Source organism: Gammaproteobacteria bacterium (assembly GCA_029882975.1).
GTDB lineage: Bacteria > Pseudomonadota > Gammaproteobacteria > SZUA-152 > SZUA-152 > JAJDNG01.
Genome location: JAOUJW010000037.1, coordinates 1 through 17,671 on the forward strand (window position 1 = coordinate 1; position 17,671 = coordinate 17,671).

Genomic DNA, 17,671 nt, shown 5'->3' on the forward strand with positions numbered 1-17,671 from the left:
GCTGGTGTTGGTGCCGGTGCGGGAGTTGGTGCGGGCGCCGGAGTTGGTGCCGGTGCGGGAGTTGGTGCCGGTGCGGGAGTTGGTGCCGGTGCGGGAGTTGGTGCCGGTGCCGGAGTTGGTGCCGGAGTTGGTGCCGGTGCCGGCGGTGGCGGGGGTGGGGTCCCTCCGCCCATACCGGGTGGAGGAGGTGGTGGTGTAGATGGCGGCAAAGATACCAAACAGTTGCCAATCGTATTGACCCAACTGTTTACCATGTGACATGCGCTACAATCATAGCCTGTCGTGGAGCAGTGGCCTCCCGGCAAACTATGGCAATCACTACACTGGCCCAGTGCCTGAGAGTGATCGATAGGAAGCAGGGTGGGTATCCATGCATTCGTGCTATGACAGCCTTCACAAAAAAATGAGGTGTTAGGGTGAGTAGCGGGTTTTGCTGTGGATCCACTGTTGCCATCATGGCAACCGGATTGAGCACAGGGCTGGCCTGCGACTATGGCGTGATTTAATAAGGCACCTAACCAAGAGGTCGTGCTATGGCAGGCTTCGCAAGCGAAAGTGGTTGGGATATGACTGGACCCTTTGCCTGTGGTTATGACGTTATCATGGCAATTTTCACAGGCCTCCGTTGTTTGAGAGTGGTCGATTAACGTAAATGAGTTCCACGTCGTTGTTGAATGACATGCCTGACATAAATCTGATGTGAGTGGGTGGGTGGCTCCTTTATTGGGCGCATAGACATTGTCATGGCATCCGGACTGGGTACAGGCGAGATCCTGTACGGTGGTATGATCCAGAGCTCCGGGTGTTGCACTTGTCAAAGCGGAAATTGCGCTTTCGCCGTAGTCGTTTTGAGCGGTGATATAAAAATAGACGGTGACGTCATTGCTAAGATTTACCTGGGTATGGCTGGTATCTGTGGTTGTCGCGACTAGGGTAATGTTGCCGGGGATTAGGTCCTCACGGGGGCCCATGTAAACATTGTACGCCGTGGCATCATTCAGTGCTTGCCAGTTGATGCGTACAGCGCCGTTCATTTCTATGACTCGGGCAATTTGCGGTGCGTCCGGTATCAAGCCCTGACCGGTGGCGTCCACCGAAATGGAAATATGATCGCCGGCGGAAACCGTTAAACCCATGGCTTCACAATTCCATGCGATTCCCACCGGCTGGTAGGCGCTTACCCTTTCACCTGTGGTTTTATTCTTACATTTTACTTTTTGTATAGTGGTTACGCCGCTTAAGCTGCCACCGGTTTGCTGGGCAAACACGGGTACTGAAATTAGAATGGCGAATAGCAGGACGAAATGCCTGTATTTATGCTTTAAGCGAGCTATATTATCTATCTCCATTAATATGCTCCTTATTATTACAGCTGCTTATATAAGTTAACGTGCAATCTGCGTAACACTAGCAATTAATTTAAGTAATTCAAGTCCGGTTGTGTAAAAAGGTATTATTTGCCTGAAAACTGATGGAGCAATGTGCAAATTGAACAGAGTCTGTTCTAATGGATTTTGGTGTGGGGGTAATAAAAAGGCGGATACGAGTGTATCCGCCGGAGTAGTTTAAGCTCAGTGTTTAATAATTGAGCTTAGAAATTGTAGTTGACCTGGGCACTGATAATGTTAACGGAAAGGTCGTAAGTTCCGTTCAGGGTCTGACCCAGGGCATTTGTTCTATTAATCGCCGTATCGTCGATCATTATGTGTACATAGCCAAAATCAAAACTCATGGTACCTTGTTTGTAACCCAAGCCTAATGCCAGCCAAGTACGGTCGTTGTCCGGTACCCGAGGTGAGCGGTAGGTGGAATTGGGGGCGGCGCCTTCATCGAAAGCAAATCCACCACGGTAGGTGAAGTTTTGATTGGCAAGATAGTTGATCCCGACAGAATATTTGAAAGTGTCTTTCCAGTGCATTTCTTCTACGGTGGTGGGCGTATTGGGATTGCTGTATTCCACTTTCAGCTCATTCAAGCGACTCCATTTTGTAAGAGTGATATCCCCAAGGAGCTGAATTTTTGGAGTCACCATTTGCACGGAACTTAGGCTGGCGGTTTCCGGTAGCGTAAGGTTCGCAGTCGCATCTGAATTAGCAAAGGCTATGGCTATTGGTGTGGCGGCGAGTGGTGCGGGTATAGTGAAGTTGGATTGGCCTTCCAGTTTGTGTTTGACCTTGGATCGGTATGAAAACCCGATTTTGGCAGATTGGGACGGTGCGAATAAAATTCCTGTGTTATAGCCCATAGCCCAACTGTCCCCGGTGATTTCAGCAAATCCGTCCAATGAACCTGCAGGGTTGCCGGAGATGGTACCAAAGTCCACTACATTGCTGAGAGTGGCATCTGCATATTGGAGATTCATTCCAAAACCCAGAGACCAGCCGCCGGCCACGCTAAAGGCTAAAGAGGGATTAAAATTTACGGTTTTCAGTTGGGACTTTACGGCTTGGTATCGTCCTACCCAACTCTTATCGTACTCGGTGGTCAGTCCATAGGGAGCAGAGATACCGATTCCAAATTTAGTTGCGCTGCCAATATTGGTTACATAGTAAGCATTGGGAACCAGCTCCGTACCGCCGGCATCGCCGCCGTTACCGCCGCTCACCGTTCCTCCTCCGCCGTATCGGGTATTGCCATTGCTAAACTTAGCTGAGGGTGTAATGGCATGTAGAGCAAAACTGCCGGTATTGCCATTGAGTTGGGTCATCCCCGCCGGATTAAAGAATACAGTAGAGGCGTCATTGCTAACGGCTGCCGACCCTGCATAGGCGTTGCCCAGACCGCTTACGTTTTGTTCGACAATGGAAAATCCCGCAGACCAAGCCAGCCCCGGTAAGGCCAAGGTGCTTAGAATTGCGGAAGTTTTTATTAAACCCATAGTTGGTGTTTTCATGGGATCAGGCTCCTTGCAGCGTTGGTTTCATAGTTGTTTGTCTTCATAATTAATTCAAAGATAGAAATCGCTATTTCGTATATAAAAAGACGCTGGTATTCTTAACTGGCGCCGTACTTTGTCACACGAAACTCATCAAAAAGCTTCAAAAAAATTACGCCTGGCTTAAATTTTTAAATTGGTGTAAATGTAACAGAAAAATTGGTTGTATAATATTTTTATTGGAGCGAATTCTTTATCTCTATTAAAGTGGAATAGAGCCGTACCATAATAAAACGCACCGGGAGAATCTCAAGTGAAAAAATCACATTTCAAACAAGTCTTGCCGCTAGGATTGATGAGTCTAGTCTTATCGCCTGGGTTGTATGCTACCAACGGTATGAATTTAGAAGGCTATGGCCCCGAAGCACATGCTATGGGTGGCGCTTCCATGGCATATGATAATGGCACAGCTGCCGTTATGAACAATCCGGCTACATTGGGTTTTATGGAAAAAAGCAGGCTGGATGTGGCGTTTGGGTTTTTAGGGCCGAATGTGACTTCCAACGGCGCTGATTCCTCCGCCGATGCGTTTTATATGCCGGCAATCGGGTATATCCAAAAAAACAATAATTTGTTTTATGGGGTTACCATGTTTTCCCAAGGTGGGATGGGGACGGAGTATGACAACGCTGGTTTTATGACAGAAGGGGGCCCAAGTTCCGGTAAAACTGTGCGGTCGGAAGTGGGTGTTGGACGGTTAATTTTTCCATTGGCAATGCGTGTTAATAATCAGCTTAGTGTGGCGGCAACCTTAGATTATGTTTGGGCAGGTATGGACTTGCAAATGGACATGAGCGGAGCACAGTTTGGTGATATGACCGTGGTGGGTTCTCAGTCCAAGGGTTCAGTATCCGGTTCACTCCCAACTCAATTGGGGGGAATGGAATTTGTCGGCATACTGCAAGGCGGTAATCCCGTAAATTGGGCCCGGTTTGACTTTTCAGATGGCAGCCCATTTACTGGAAAAGCAAAAGGCACCGGGCTGGCGGGGAAAGTCGGCGTTATGTTTCAGATGAATTCCCAGGTTTCCTTCGGCGCTACTTACCATACTGAAACCTCGTTAGGTGATATGACCTCGGATAATTCCACCATAATGATGAGCGCCAATATTGATGATAACTACTTAAACCAAACTTGGGATGGCGGCGGTACCGGCACAGCGGCGGGAACATATACTGCGGTAACCATTCCACTAACTGGTAAGATTTCAATCAAAGATTTTCAATGGCCCGCCGCCTTGGGATTTGGTACTCAGTTTAAACTAAACAATATAATCACCTTGGTCGCAGACATTAAACAAGTATTTTGGTCGAGCGTGATGAAGAATTTCAACATGACCTTTAATGCTGGAACTCAACCCGGATTGGCTGCTGGATTCTCTGGTGGAGATCTGAACGCTGCGTTAAAACAGGAATGGGATGATCAAACGGTATTGCAATTAGGGGGAGCCTATCAGTTCAATCCTGATTGGGTTTTTAGAGGTGGTTATAACTATGCATCCAATCCTATTCCTAACGAATACCTCAATCAATTGTTTCCCGCAACGATTGAACATCATCTGACGATGGGGGCAGGGCACAAACTGGATGGATCCTCTTCAATCGATTTTTCATTAGCGTACGCTTTGTCAAATGAATCTGCCGGAGTTAAACACAGCCAGACCAATTGGCAATTTCTTTACACCCATATGTTCTAAGATTGAGCGATTTGCGAGGTCTGATAAAAAACCCCCGGTTAGAAGCCGGGGGTTTTTCGTAGATCAAAACAAATGGTCCGAAGGTGCTATTCCAGCAACTTCTTTAATAACCCCATTTCCCCCCGATCATAGTTTTCCAGGGCAGCGGAGGTATCTTCGTGGCCTTCGTTTTTAGCCAAGGAATATGCCGTGTTGCCCAGTTTGTTAACCTGCGTGGTTAGAGCGCCGTAGCTGAGCAGGGTGTTCAGGGTGTCTGTCTTGCCCAATTCGGCCGCCAGCAACAGGGCGGTGTTGTCATAGTTGTTTTTCAGGTTCACATTGGCGCCGGCGTCCAGTAACATTTTGACAATGTCTTTGTAGCCGCCAGTGGTGGCGAACATGAGAGCGGTGTTACCGCTTTTGGATTGAATATCCACATGCGCGCCTTTTTTCAACAAGATTGTCACAACCTCAGCGTAACCGCCTTTAGCCGCACGCATCAATGGGGTTTGTTGATTTACGTCGCGGATGTTAATCTCGATCTTTCTTTGTGACAGCAACACCTTGACCATATCGGCAGAGCCGTGATCGGCGGCAAACCACAATGCGGACCGGCCGTAACCGTCAGTGCCGTTTATATTGGCACCGGAGGCGACTATTTTACGGGCGATGGCATCATAGGAAAAACGTGCGGCTGTGGTAAGCGCGGTTAAAAACGTTTTGTCCTGAATGGTTCGGTTTGCGCCTTTTTCAATGAGGAAAGAGGCGACATTAAAGTACCCCATACGAATGGACCAAATAAGAGCGGTGCGGCCAAATTTATCGGTTGTGTTCATGCTGGCACCACGGCTGAGAAGCTCAGCGACCGCTTCGCGTTGGCCATTGCGGGCGGCCCAGGCCAAAGGTGTGAGTCCGTCCAAATCTGCCAGGTTGATGTCACCACCGTGTTTTTGCAATAAACGAATGATCGCCGGATGACCGCGCCAAGCCGCATAGGTCATGGCGCTGCGACCGTCTCGGTCACGGGCATTGATGTTGCCTTTCGGGATCAGTTTGCTTACCTCGTCCTGTTTGCCTTTCCATGCGGCATACATAAGCTGGGTCCAACCGTCGTATAACTGGATTTTTTCGGCGGGATCCGGGGTTCTGTTTTTGAATCGCTCGCTTTTGGCAGCCAAAGCGCTGGTCGAGCCCAGTGAGGCAATAAGAAAAATACTACTAAGTGTAGTAAATATGGTAAATTTGGCGCTTGTCATGGCGATATCGATTCCATTATGAATAAAACAGGACAACATATTGTAATATTTACGGTTCGGGACCGGAAGAGGGTTTCCGTTGAAATAGTCTATCGATACAATGGACCCGCTGATTCAGGTTTTTAGCTTATCTTTTATGATGAAAATAAGATATATCATTGTTTTTACGTTTTTTTTAGTGGTCGGTGTAGCATCGGCGGACGAAGCCAAGCCTGTGGAAAGCAAGGCCAAAACTTCGAAAAGCACAAAAAAAACACCATCTCAAGACGATGCAGTGTCTGCTGCTTCTAAACAGGTTGTGATTCCCTCGGCTGTAGAGTGGTATTTGGATATGGCGGAAATGGGGGACAAGGATGCTCAGTTTAATTTGGGTTCCATTTATGAAACCGGTTTTGGCGTAGAGGTGGACTATAAGTCGGCGGTGAAGTGGTATACCGAAGCGGCGAAACAAAATCATCCCGTAGCCCAAATTAAATTAGGTATGATGCACTATCTGGGCTTGGGGGGTGAAGTCAGTATTATTCGTGGTAAAAAATGGATCAATGAAGCGGTAAAAAACGGAAACTCGGTTGCCAAACTGTTGCAAACCAAAGTGCTGGCGCACGATGCAGAAGCCGATATTGACCCAAAGAAAGTTATAGGTAAAGTTCGAGCTGCTTACGATAAAGGCGAAATCAATGCAGAAGAAACTTTGCGTTTGGAGTTACAAAAAATTCAGCGGCAACGCAAAGTAGAACAGCCCAAGGAGCGATTTTCCGGAAAAGTGACCGGCTCCGGCGCTAAACCCGGTTCGGTCAAGAATCGAGTTCCTGCTTTTCTGGAAGACAAAGTCAAATCGGTGGTTCCAACAGGGGATAGCCTGGTCATGATTCGCCGCAATGCTCGCGAAGGAGTTCCTGAAGCCCAGTTCGAATTGGCGCAATTGTATGCAAGTGGGGAAAAAGTAGAACGAAACCTCAAGGAAGCGTTTCGATGGTATTCCTCTGCGGCTAATCATGGGTACAAGGATGCTCAATACCGCTTAGGTTTGGCTTATCTGTATGGGTTGGGGGTCAATAAGAGCCTGGCTCAAGCAGGCATGTGGTTAAAGAAAGCCAGTGAACAGCAGCAGAAATCTGCCAGCTTGTTGTTAGCCTATTCCAGTTCGATTCGTGGCGGAGCCGTGGATAGAGAGAACTCCATACTTCTGAGTTGGTATATCGATGCTGCGATCGACGGTGACGGTGCAGCAATGATGGGTTTGGGGACTATGTTTGAATACGGGTGGGGCGTTCCCATGAATGTGGATGAAGCGAAGCAGTGGTATCGCAAAGCTCGTGATATTGGAATACGCGGCGCCGCCAAAGCCTTCCGCGGAGTGAGAGTCGGTGAGGGTGAAAACGTGGGGCAACAAGGGGCAGCTTCCGAGGACGATGCCAATAAATTCGTTCCGCTCAAGCCTCGACGTGAGCGTGAAGCACCGGAGGAAGCGAGCCCTCAGCGCCGCACAGAGAGCCCGCAGCGGATGGAGAGCCCTCAGCGGATGGAGAGCCCGCAGCGGATGGAGAGCCCTCAGCGGATGGAGAGCCCTCAGCGGATGGAGAGCCCTCAGCGGATGGAGAGCTCTCAGCGGATGGAGAGCCCTCAGCGCACAGAGAGCCCTCAGCATAGCAGAGTCCAAGATCAAGCCGCCGACGGACAGCATACCCCTCTGGTGGTACAACAAGGCAGCCGCAGTCCCTTTCAGCATCCCATGCCAGAGGCTGAATCCTCCGATTCCATTAACATGGACCGCTTGAAAGAAACGGTTACTCCTGTGTTGCTATTGTTTCTGGGTTTATTTCTCGGTGGTATGGCATTTAATTTTTTGCGTCGCATCACCTGAAATGTCGAGTAAACCGGGGTCAAGCGGTTTACTCGATCGCCTTATTCAGTCCCGAACTTGGTTTCGATTTGTATGCCTAGCTCTCGCAACATGGGGGTGGGTAAAACTCCGCCCGCACAGACAATGATTCCGTCATTGGGGAGTTCAAACGTGTCGTCTTTGTATTTCATTACTACGTTGCTTGGCGTGATGTTTTTTACTTGAGAGCCCATTAAGCATTGTAGTTGGCCTGCTTTAACGGCGTCGTCAATTTTCACCACGTTTTTCGGGTTGGCTTTTTGGAAAGCGCTGCCGCGGTAGGACAGGGTGACTTCCGTGCCTATTTCTTCAGAAATCTGTAAAGCGGCTTCCAGAGCACTGTTACCACCACCCACCACCAGTACTCGTTTATTGCGATACTGGCTGGGGTCGTCCAGCTTGTACACCACCTTTTCATGTTCCTCTCCGGGTACGCCCAGCTTGCGTGGGGTGCCCCGTCGTCCGATGGCCAGGAGTATGGTTTTAGTGTGGTACTTATTACGCTGGGTCGTCACTAAATAACCATCATCAAGTTTCTCAATTTTATCCATGCGTTCCAGCGTGTTGATGCGAACCCCGGATTTTTGTTGCGCTGCATTCCAGAAATTGATCAGGATTTCTTTGGTGGTTTCACCGAATTTTACGTGGCCGATGATGGGGAGCTTAACCGGTGCAGTCATCACTATTTTTCCCCTGGGGAAGTGGGCCACAGTGCCCCCCAGAGTTTCCTGCTCAACAGTGATGTAATTTAAGCCTTGTTCATGTGCAAACAGTGAAGCGGAAAAGCCGGCAGGACCGGCGCCAATGATGATTACATCGTAAGGGGCGGAGCTCTCCATCATACGTACCGTCTTTGACAGGTTCTCCATGGCCTGGCGACCCTGTTCTATGGCATTTCGAATCAACCCCATACCTCCCAATTCTCCGGCGACGAAAATGCCGGGTACATTGGTTTCAAAATTGGGCTGTACAAACGGTATGTCCACACCCCGAGTTTCTGTGCCCAGTACTAAGGTGATGGCATCTGTTGGGCAAGCGGTTTTACAGGCACCGTGGCCGATGCAGTGGGAAGGGTTCACCAATTGGGCTTTTTCCTTGATGACGCCCAATACATTACCTTCCGGGCAGGCATCCACACAAGTAGCACAACCCAGGCACAAATTCCTGTCGATAATAGGGTGCAGGGACATGGGTTCAAAATACCCTGTCTCCTGTGCCATTAATAAGCTGCTGGTACTTTCCCGGTCTCTTTTGGCTTTAACTTTTTTGTAGATTGCCCAGGAAAGTAAAACCGGGATCAGATATATGAGAATTTTAGGAGCGTCTTCTAAGCCTGTAACCCTCAATAAATACAGTAAATCGGCTATGAATTGAGATTTGTCTTCCACTGTGAGTCCCCAACCACTGGATTGTTGTTTTTATAGTTTGTGTATTCTTTCTTTTTCCGGATTAATTTCCTTAACAGTTCCATTGTTTTAGCTGCAATTTCCGCAGTCTAAAATATAGATATCATCACCCTAATACAAGCGGTTTATATAAAATTCTGTTTGAAATAACCCGGAGGGATTATAACAAGTTAGAAAATCTGTGCGGTTATTTTTCTTCCTCTACGTACGAAAAAGATTGATGGGGTCATTAAGATATTGCTTGCGGTACTTTTTCTGGCTAGAATGCCAGTAAAAGTATTACTTATGTAGTAAGATTATTTTTTATGAAGTGGTTACGAGATCTCTAAGCGAGATTGAGCTTCTCTCTATAAGTGTTTGATTCTGCAGTTTTGTGGCATAATGAAATTGACAAAACAGGGCAACGCGGTGTCTACTTGCGTGTTTCCGGGCGGTAAAGGTAGGCGGTCGCTATAACTATTTTAATGATTTGATAAGTGTGCTTGATTATAATGACAAGCCAGTTAGCACACTTGGAAAAAGGAGTCACAAGTGGCTGACGATACATTGGGGGCAAAAGGCGCTTTTTCAAAAGTCGCCAAACATCCCTTTAGTTTTGCGGTGCTGGTGTTAAGCCTTGTCATTTTGCTGGTTTGGTATGATCTGCGGGGTACTTTGAAACAGGAGCAGAATCCGGCGAGCATGATAGGACAGGATTCCATGCGAGGCCCAATGGGGTCGAGTGAACCTCTTGTACCGTTGGGGCCGGCTACAAACTCCAACAGCGGACGTTCCCAACCGCAAGTTTTGGAGAATTTGACGGGACAACAATCTTCAGCCGCAGGCGCCATTGGCGATTTGGTGGGCAGATTAGAAGAAAAAGTAAAATCGGATCCCAAAAATATTGGCAATCGGCTGTTATTGGCTCAAACCTATAAAGAACTGGGGCGAGCAGATGAGGCGGTGTTGCTGTTGCAGGAGCTGCATAAAGAAAACCCCGAGAATCAAAGGGCTGTATTGGTCTTAGTGTCCATTTACAGTCAAAGCGACAATCCTCAGGAAGTCTCCGAGGCATTGAAGCTGGTGCAGAAAATTAAACCGGATGCAACAACACCGGAATATCTGCTGCGCATGTATACCGGGGATGCAATGATGCGGCAAAACAATGTAAAAGATGCTGTGGTACAGTGGCAACAGGCCTTAATCACCATGCCACAGAGAGATCCTAATTATACGGTTTTAGAAAAAAGAGTTATGGAATTGTCAGCAAAGGACTCAGCGAACCCCTGATGCAACTGGGGCGACAATTATGACTATTCGTGGTTTTGGGATTTTTCCTTGTCTTGACGTAATGAGCTTGCATAGTGAATCAGGCAAGAGAAGGCATAGAAGAACCCCTTTAGTAGTTATAGGAAGTAGACGTGCATGACAAACTTTAACACAGATATTAAACAGCAGGCGATTGAGCTGGATGGAGGGCCCGCTATGTCATTTGACTCCGGGCCGGCCGCAGAACAAAGATCGCAGCAAACTGCCGAGGCAGCAAAGGCGCAGTTTAAATCACAAACCCATTCAGATGTTTTTGGTCTCAATTCTCCTGGTGGTGGTGCGGCACCCATCATTGGGGCGACGGCGCTATTGGCGGCAAAGTATCCCACCCATGCTGCGGAAAAAAACGATCGCAAATCCCGGTTTGAAACCCGCCTGGTGTTGTTTATCACCCTGGCCTTAACGGCATTGATTGTATATGGGTGGACTCAGTGGGGTAAGATCAATTTCAGGGCATCCTTTGATTTTGTTTATAATTCCGGCTTGATTGGCGGTATTTTGATGCTGTTGACCCTGCTATATGCAATTCGCAAGCGCGTAAAGCTTTTGAAAAAGCTCGGTGGTATGGAAGGCTGGTATTATTTCCATCTGATTGGCGGGGTCATTGGTCCTGTTATTGTGATTTTTCATACCTCATTTTCTTTGAAGTCGGTAAACAGCACCATGGCGTTCGTAGCAATGATGTTGGTGGTGATCAGCGGCTTGGTGGGTCGCTATATATACACTCGCATCGGTTATGGCTTGTATCGCAAAATCGAATACATTCGAGATACCGAAACAGCATTGATAGATTCTTTGCGGCGTTATCCCTCACAGGGGGTGGAGAATATTGAACGCAGGCTGTCTACGTTTGCCTTGGCGTGTTTGGCCGGCCCGAAAGATTTGATTAAATTGCCTTTGAGGTTTTTGGCCATCCGAACCGCTTCAGCCACATGCTACGTTCGCGCATCAGAAGATCTTAGTACTATGTTGCGGTATCTTGCCCAGGAAGAAGGGTGGAGTATCGGTATCTATAAAGATCTTCTGGAGCAAGAGAAGCGTTTGTTGCGGGATCACATTAACTCAGTGGTGGATATCGCTTATGTCCATTTGTACGAGCGACTCCTGGTGCGTTGGCGAATCATCCACATACCTTTGTTATACATTCTGTTCATCACCGGCGTGGCCCATGTAGTGGCTGTGCATATGTATTAGTTGATACAGTACTGGTACATATTTTATGGCTCGTTTGCTTTCCCATCCATTGTCCGGTCCCTTAGCTGATAAAGTTAGGGGTTGACAGCTATGTTTTCACTACGGATAGTACTTCGAACAGTCGTTTTAGCTTGGGGATTTTTTTTGATGACGGTCATGCCCTGGGCGGAGGCTGCGATCGATCCCATGGAGCGTATGGAGCATTTGGTACAACCCGGGGATGTCATTAAAGGGCATGCACGCTTTGAAAAAAAGTGTAATAAATGTCATGAACCGTTTAATAAGGAAAAACAGAATACTTTATGTCGAGATTGCCACGAGCAAATTGACAAGGATTTGAAAGGAAAAAAAGGATTTCATGGGCGAATCCATAATGCCCAGAAGCGTGAGTGTCATACCTGCCATACCGACCATAAAGGCCGGGATATGGATATCGTGCAGATGGACCGGGAGACATTCGATCACGATAAGACCAATTTTAAACTTCGGGGAAACCACGACTCCATAACATGTAACAGCTGTCATAAAAAAGAAGGTTTCTATCGCCTGCCTCGCCATAGCTGCATAGATTGCCACGAGAAAGATGACTCCCACAAACAACGTATGGGCACGAAGTGCGAAAATTGCCATATCGAGGCCGCTTGGTTACCTGCGTTTTTTGACCATTCCAAGACCGATTTCCCTTTACGAAATAACCACACAAATGTCGGTTGTCAGTATTGTCATGTGAATGAGACTTATGCGGATTCACCAAAAAACTGTTATTTCTGCCATTATCTGGATGATGTTCACGAGGGTAACCGAGGTATTAAATGTCACGAGTGTCATAATGACCAGCGTTGGTCTCGAATTGAATTTGATCACGACGACGACACGGAGTTTGTATTAAATAAGGCGCACACTCGCTTATTGTGTAAGGATTGTCATAAGAAAAATATATTCAAAGAGGAGCTTTCCACTACCTGTTTTTCCTGCCACGAGGTTCACGATACTCATGCCGGTTTGTATGGCAAACGCTGCAACGATTGTCACACGGAAAAAGCCTGGTTAGATCTTAAATTTGACCACGACAAGGATACAGGGTTTCCCCTCAAGGGCGAGCACAAAGATTTGAGCTGTAAAGCCTGTCATAAGGGCGATATATTTAAAGATAAGATTTCCGCAAGCTGTTCCGGTTGTCACAAGTTGGACGACGCCCACGAAGGGCAGGTGGGGGACAAGTGTACCCACTGCCACAACGAGGAAAGCTGGGTTAAAAAAGTTACCTTTGATCATGATATTACTAAATTTCCCCTACACGGCTCCCATCCCTTATTGAGCTGCGAGGACTGCCATACCTCCGGAAAATATCAGGATGCTCCTGTGATATGCGACGCCTGCCACAAAAAGGATGACACGCATGAGCGCAAGTTGGGTACTAAATGTGAACGTTGTCATGGTCCTCTTGACTGGTTGGCCTGGAATTTTGATCACGATAAAGAAACAGATTATCCTTTGGATGGTAAACACGAAGGCTTGGATTGCCACGGTTGCCATAGTGAGCCGGTGAAAGACAATAAGTTTGAGTTGGAGACCTTTTGTTTCGCTTGTCACGAAAAAGACGATAACCATGGTGGTCGGTTGGGGCGCCAGTGTGAAAAATGTCATATTACCAAGTCATTCAAAGAGATTCAGGTGAAATAGACCCATTCTATGTGACTTCGCTTTGCGGGATTGCAATATTATTCCACCTCAAACAGCGGACTTATTGAGTAGCAGCATAATTGCTGTAAACTGTCATAGATAGCATTACACCCGCAGGAAAATCGAGAAACTGTAACGTTATGGTTGCGAGTATGATCAAAAAACTGAGCAAACCCATGCTTGGAGCGGGTTATTGCTTAATTTTTTGCCTAAGTTTTGTGTTCCCAGTTCAATCGCAGGTCCTGATTGAGGAATATGACCACTCGGTTCAAGTGGAAGATCCGAGTCGTTTCAGTCATTTAACCACGGGCTTTCCTTTAACCGGTGCTCACGAGCTGATTACTTGTATTTCCTGCCATAGTAACGGGTTTTATGAAAAACTTCCGCGCCGCTGCGATTCTTGTCACAACAATAAGCGGGCGCAGGGTGCATCCGGCCAACATGCAACCATAAACCAGCCCTGCGATGTGTGTCACACAACCTCCGGTTTTTTTGAGACAATCGCTATGGACCACGCCATCGTTAACGGCAACTGTATTTCCTGTCACAATGGCGCCACTATATCGGGTAAACCTCAAACCCATGTTCGAGTCAGCGACTGGTGTGATGCCTGCCATGATCGCCGCTACTGGAAACCCTTGCGAAAATTGGATCACGAGCAAACCCAGGCGCCTTGTCTGGATTGTCATAATGGCAGTATCGCGACCGGCAAATCAGCGAGTCATATTGTCAGTACGGACCACTGTTCCGGGTGTCACCAGTCCCTCACCTCATGGGAGCTATCGGCGCGACTGAATCATGACCAATTACAGAATCCGTGCACGGTCTGTCATCGTTCGAATGCTAAACATTTACGTGTATCACAACAATGCCAAAGCTGTCATGGTACATCCCACTGGATACCGGTTATCAAACTGGATCATTTGGCTTTGATGGGAGATTGCGCTAATTGTCATGATCAGCCGGTTCAGCACCCAAGAGCAACGGTATCTTGTATCTCCTGTCATAGCACGACCAATTGGCGTTTAATGGAACTTGATCATAACCATTTTTTGGGTACGTGTTCGCAGTGTCACCAAAAGGATTTCCCGTCTGCCCATATTCAAGTTCGACGTAATTGTGGTGCTTGCCACCATACAAAAACTTGGCAAGATAATGTTAAAATGGACCACGAAGAAGTGCAGGGTTTATGTAAGAGTTGTCATCAAAGTCCCAAAGAACATCCTGTTTTCGGTTATGACTGTGTGGTTTGTCATAGCACACGAGGTTTTGAGCCTGCCGTGATTGATCACAGCGCTATTTCTCCTCATTATTGTCGTGTTTGTCACAATGGTAGAATTGCTGAAGGTAAACCGGTGGAACATTGCCGGACTCGCCGCGAGTGCGATTATTGCCATGAGAAATCGGGTTGGGAGAATGCACGATCGTGTAAATCCAGGTAAACTTCGACTCGGTCTAAACAATTTGATATAAAAACAATATTGAGGGTGAATCGCGGGTGTCTGTTAAAAATATTATATTGATAATGGTTCTCATCACCATTGGATATATATATACCACCTACATGGGGGAGAAACCAGAATCTTTGGTTGCGGATTTGGTGTTAACCAAAGAAAAGGACGGTGGCAATATTCATCTGGATTTTTCCGGGCCTGTTCGGCATTTGGGGCATTTTCCAGAAGTGGAAGGGAATATCATTCAAATTAAACTGCGAGCCATTTCTTTTCATAAATTTCAGGAAAATTTCTCGGTTGTTGATAAGTTTTTGCTCGCGGGACGGGCTGGAGATTATTTTATCCAAGATATTCGTTACGAAGGCGATGTACCCGGCGGCCCTTTTGTCATCATAAAGTTTACCAAACCCATGAGCTATCTGGTCAATGAAGGGGACGGGTTGAAGGGTTTATTAATTAATTATAAATCACTTTGATTTATCAGAATTAATTGTTAATTTATACGAATTTATAATAATAATTCACCTTATTAGGGCATGGGATTTAAAGGTTATCGAATGTCATACTGTTCTGAGAGTCGCTTACGCGCTGGCTTGTATCCTGTAGTATTACTGGCCGCGATATTATGCCTGTTAGGTCAGCGAGCAATGGCCGCCGAGGTGGTATTGCAGGATATAAAAATCACCAAGGAGGGCGCCGCCACTCAAGTGGAAATTTCCCTTGGGCGGGCACTGGGCTATGTGAAGCATTTTCCGCAAACATTTGGCGAAATAATTCAGATCCAATTGTTGTTGGATGCGGACAAACAGCGGTTGATCCATAAGGAAATGCGTCAGGGCAAAGAGCTGCAGGCAGTCGCCGGTGGTAAACAACCTTTGACTTACGTCACTTACGAAGAAGGTGTACCGGGAGGACCCTATTTAACGTTACGTTTTACCCACCCTATGGAATTCACGGTTGAAGCAAAAAGCGACACTTCTTTGCTCATCACCCTGACAGAAAAGCAACAAACCCAACAGGCGTCTTCAGACATTTCCACAGGATCCACGCCCCCCGGTATGTCGCCACCGCCAGGAACTACCAGCACCGCGCCACAAAGCAAGCAACTCAATGTAGGCGAGCTTATGGCTAAGGCCCGACAGGCTTTAACTTTCGGTGATAATGAAGGCTCAGCAAGATTGTTACGCAAAATTATTGCGATTCCGGATAACCCTCACGCACAGGAGGCGCGCGAATTGTTGGGGCTGTCTTTAGAGCGTAGTAAGCAAATCGATCGTGCCCGATTCGAATATAACAAATACCTGGAGCTGTATAAGAAGGGCGATGGTCCGACCCGAGTCAAACAAAGACTGCAGGCGTTAGACAGCATGGGTATTGTGAAAAAACGTAAAAAACTGCGTGTGGTTCGCCGCGAAGAAGACCGGCAAACTTACAAATTCTTTGGGCGAATTTCTCAAGACTATGGGCAAAATCTGGCCCTGGACAATCCGGAGTTGGGGCCGGGCGAAACTGCATCCAGTGATGAAAAATTTGTTAAAACCGTTCGCAGCAGCAGCCATGTCAGTTTACGGGGTCGCTATCAGGATGGAAATCGTATTATCAATTCAGTTATGACCGGCAGTTATTCCTGGAGTCAGTTTGGTGACCGGGACCCCAGGAAAGATACGAGGCCATCGGATTTTTATGTTAATTATTCCCAGGATCGAGACACCTTGTTTGCCACCTTGGGATTGCATCGGGCTCGAAGCGCCGGGGTTTATGATCGATTCTGGGGTGTGACGGGCGGAGCGGAAGTGTCTGAAGGTGTGACCGTAAGTCTGCTCGGCGGGGATGTTTATACTCATGATGTAACTTATGAGAAAAACTTTTTTGCTGTAAAAGCTGCATTGGGTAAACGACGTGCCATAGTATCCGGTAATGTGTATATGGTAAATCAAACGGTTGACTCCATGGCAGATCGTGAGGCCATGGGTGGAGATATGCGTTACTCTGAAAAGGAAGTTACCATGTTCGGCAGCCTGGATTACGACACATTTTACGGGGTGCCCACCTTGGGTAATGTACGGTGGGGGTGGCAGTACAACAAAAAGTCTCGTCTCAATATCTCTTACGATTATCGCAATCTGATTTTTACCAGTCAGGCAACACGCTTGTATTACACAAATGCCACTCTTAACTATGCCTTTGACGGTATCGATGAAATGCGTAAAGTGTTCTCTGATGAGCGAATCAAGGAAATTGCCAGAGCCTATACGGCCAAAACCCATTCCATAACAGCGGGTACCAGTATTCAGGAAGACAAGGATAATCAATACACATTTGATTTTTCCATGTACAAATCCTTAGACGGTGACTCGGTCACGATTACCCAGGCAGAGGTAGATCGCGTGCCTGGAGGCGCCACAACGATTGGAGAAGGAAATACCATTTCACCGCTGTTAGAGAATCGTACCTATACGTTGTCTGCTCAGTGGATTGCCAGTAATGCGCTGCAGGAAAACGATTTGCATGTCGTTGGGGTACGCGCATCGCAGTATCAGACTCGAAATGCAGGCTCTGGCCAGTTGGAGACTACGTCCACGGATGTATCTTTGTTTGTCAATTCACGTTTGGCTCCCATTAATAATTGGAACCCTCGCCCCCGACTAACCATGAGCTACCGTAAGTTTGCGGGAGTTAGCACAGGTAACCGCCTCATGGTTCAACCGACGGTTAAATTGGACTACCGTTGGAAGAAAGAGTGGGTTTTCGATGTGGAGTTTGGCATTACATGGCTGGACTACGCTAACGATGATTTTGATAAAAACGAGGGTGCCATCCGATTGGGTTATAACTACACCTTCTGATGAACAGCTGTTTCTTTAAGCGGTGTTTGGGT

Annotated in this window: 12 protein-coding genes; 8 read left to right on the plus strand and 4 right to left on the minus strand. The window is 47.3% G+C overall.

Annotated features, from left to right (window positions below):
* Positions 1-1,349: fibronectin type III domain-containing protein (locus OEY58_19880; protein ID MDH5327721.1), on the minus strand; the 1,349-nt coding region annotated here is incomplete at its 3' end.
* 242 nt (positions 1,350-1,591) lie between these two features.
* Positions 1,592-2,893 carry an outer membrane protein transport protein gene (locus OEY58_19885; GenBank protein ID MDH5327722.1) on the minus strand — a complete coding sequence of 434 codons (1,302 nt, stop codon included), beginning with the start codon at positions 2,891-2,893 and terminating at the stop codon, positions 1,592-1,594.
* A 295-nt stretch (positions 2,894-3,188) separates the two neighbouring features.
* Between OEY58_19885 and OEY58_19890 the strand changes: the two genes are divergently transcribed.
* Positions 3,189-4,631, plus strand: coding sequence for an outer membrane protein transport protein (locus OEY58_19890; protein MDH5327723.1), 1,443 nt, complete (start codon positions 3,189-3,191; stop codon positions 4,629-4,631).
* Positions 4,632-4,717: 86 nt separating this feature from the next.
* Here the strand turns inward: OEY58_19890 and OEY58_19895 are convergent, their stop codons facing one another.
* On the minus strand, positions 4,718-5,866 hold the full coding sequence (locus OEY58_19895; protein ID MDH5327724.1) for an ankyrin repeat domain-containing protein: 1,149 nt from the start codon (positions 5,864-5,866) through the stop codon (positions 4,718-4,720).
* 136 nt (positions 5,867-6,002) lie between these two features.
* Here OEY58_19895 and OEY58_19900 point away from each other — a divergent pair, with 136 nt between their 5' ends.
* Positions 6,003-7,730: a hypothetical protein gene (locus OEY58_19900; protein ID MDH5327725.1), complete on the plus strand. Its 1,728-nt coding sequence runs from the start codon at positions 6,003-6,005 to the stop codon at positions 7,728-7,730.
* 41 nt (positions 7,731-7,771) lie between these two features.
* Here OEY58_19900 and OEY58_19905 read toward each other — a convergent pair whose 3' ends face one another.
* The gene (locus tag OEY58_19905; protein MDH5327726.1) at positions 7,772-9,136 is read right to left on the minus strand and encodes an NAD(P)-binding domain-containing protein; all 1,365 of its coding nucleotides are present in this window, start codon (positions 9,134-9,136) and stop codon (positions 7,772-7,774) included.
* Between the two features lie 549 nt (positions 9,137-9,685).
* On the opposite strand from OEY58_19905, the gene OEY58_19910 reads away from it, so the two are divergent.
* The 6 genes from OEY58_19910 (at position 9,686) to OEY58_19935 (ending at position 17,639) form a co-directional block, all read left to right on the plus strand.
* Positions 9,686-10,423, plus strand: a complete 738-nt coding sequence (locus OEY58_19910; GenBank protein MDH5327727.1) for a tetratricopeptide repeat protein — start codon at positions 9,686-9,688, stop codon at positions 10,421-10,423.
* 135 nt (positions 10,424-10,558) lie between these two features.
* Complete coding sequence (locus OEY58_19915; protein ID MDH5327728.1) at positions 10,559-11,656, plus strand: hypothetical protein; 1,098 nt, start codon at positions 10,559-10,561, stop codon at positions 11,654-11,656.
* 147 nt (positions 11,657-11,803) lie between these two features.
* Positions 11,804-13,339, plus strand: a complete 1,536-nt coding sequence (locus OEY58_19920) for a cytochrome C (GenBank protein ID MDH5327729.1) — start codon at positions 11,804-11,806, stop codon at positions 13,337-13,339.
* Between the two features lie 152 nt (positions 13,340-13,491).
* Entirely contained in the window at positions 13,492-14,781 is a 1,290-nt protein-coding gene (locus tag OEY58_19925; protein ID MDH5327730.1) for a hypothetical protein, read from the plus strand.
* A 56-nt stretch (positions 14,782-14,837) separates the two neighbouring features.
* A complete protein-coding gene (locus OEY58_19930) occupies positions 14,838-15,269 on the plus strand; it encodes a hypothetical protein (GenBank protein MDH5327731.1) in 432 nt (143 codons plus the stop codon).
* Positions 15,270-15,350: 81 nt separating this feature from the next.
* A complete protein-coding gene (locus OEY58_19935; GenBank protein ID MDH5327732.1) occupies positions 15,351-17,639 on the plus strand; it encodes a tetratricopeptide repeat protein in 2,289 nt (762 codons plus the stop codon).
* The last annotated feature ends 32 nt before the right edge of the window (positions 17,640-17,671 follow it).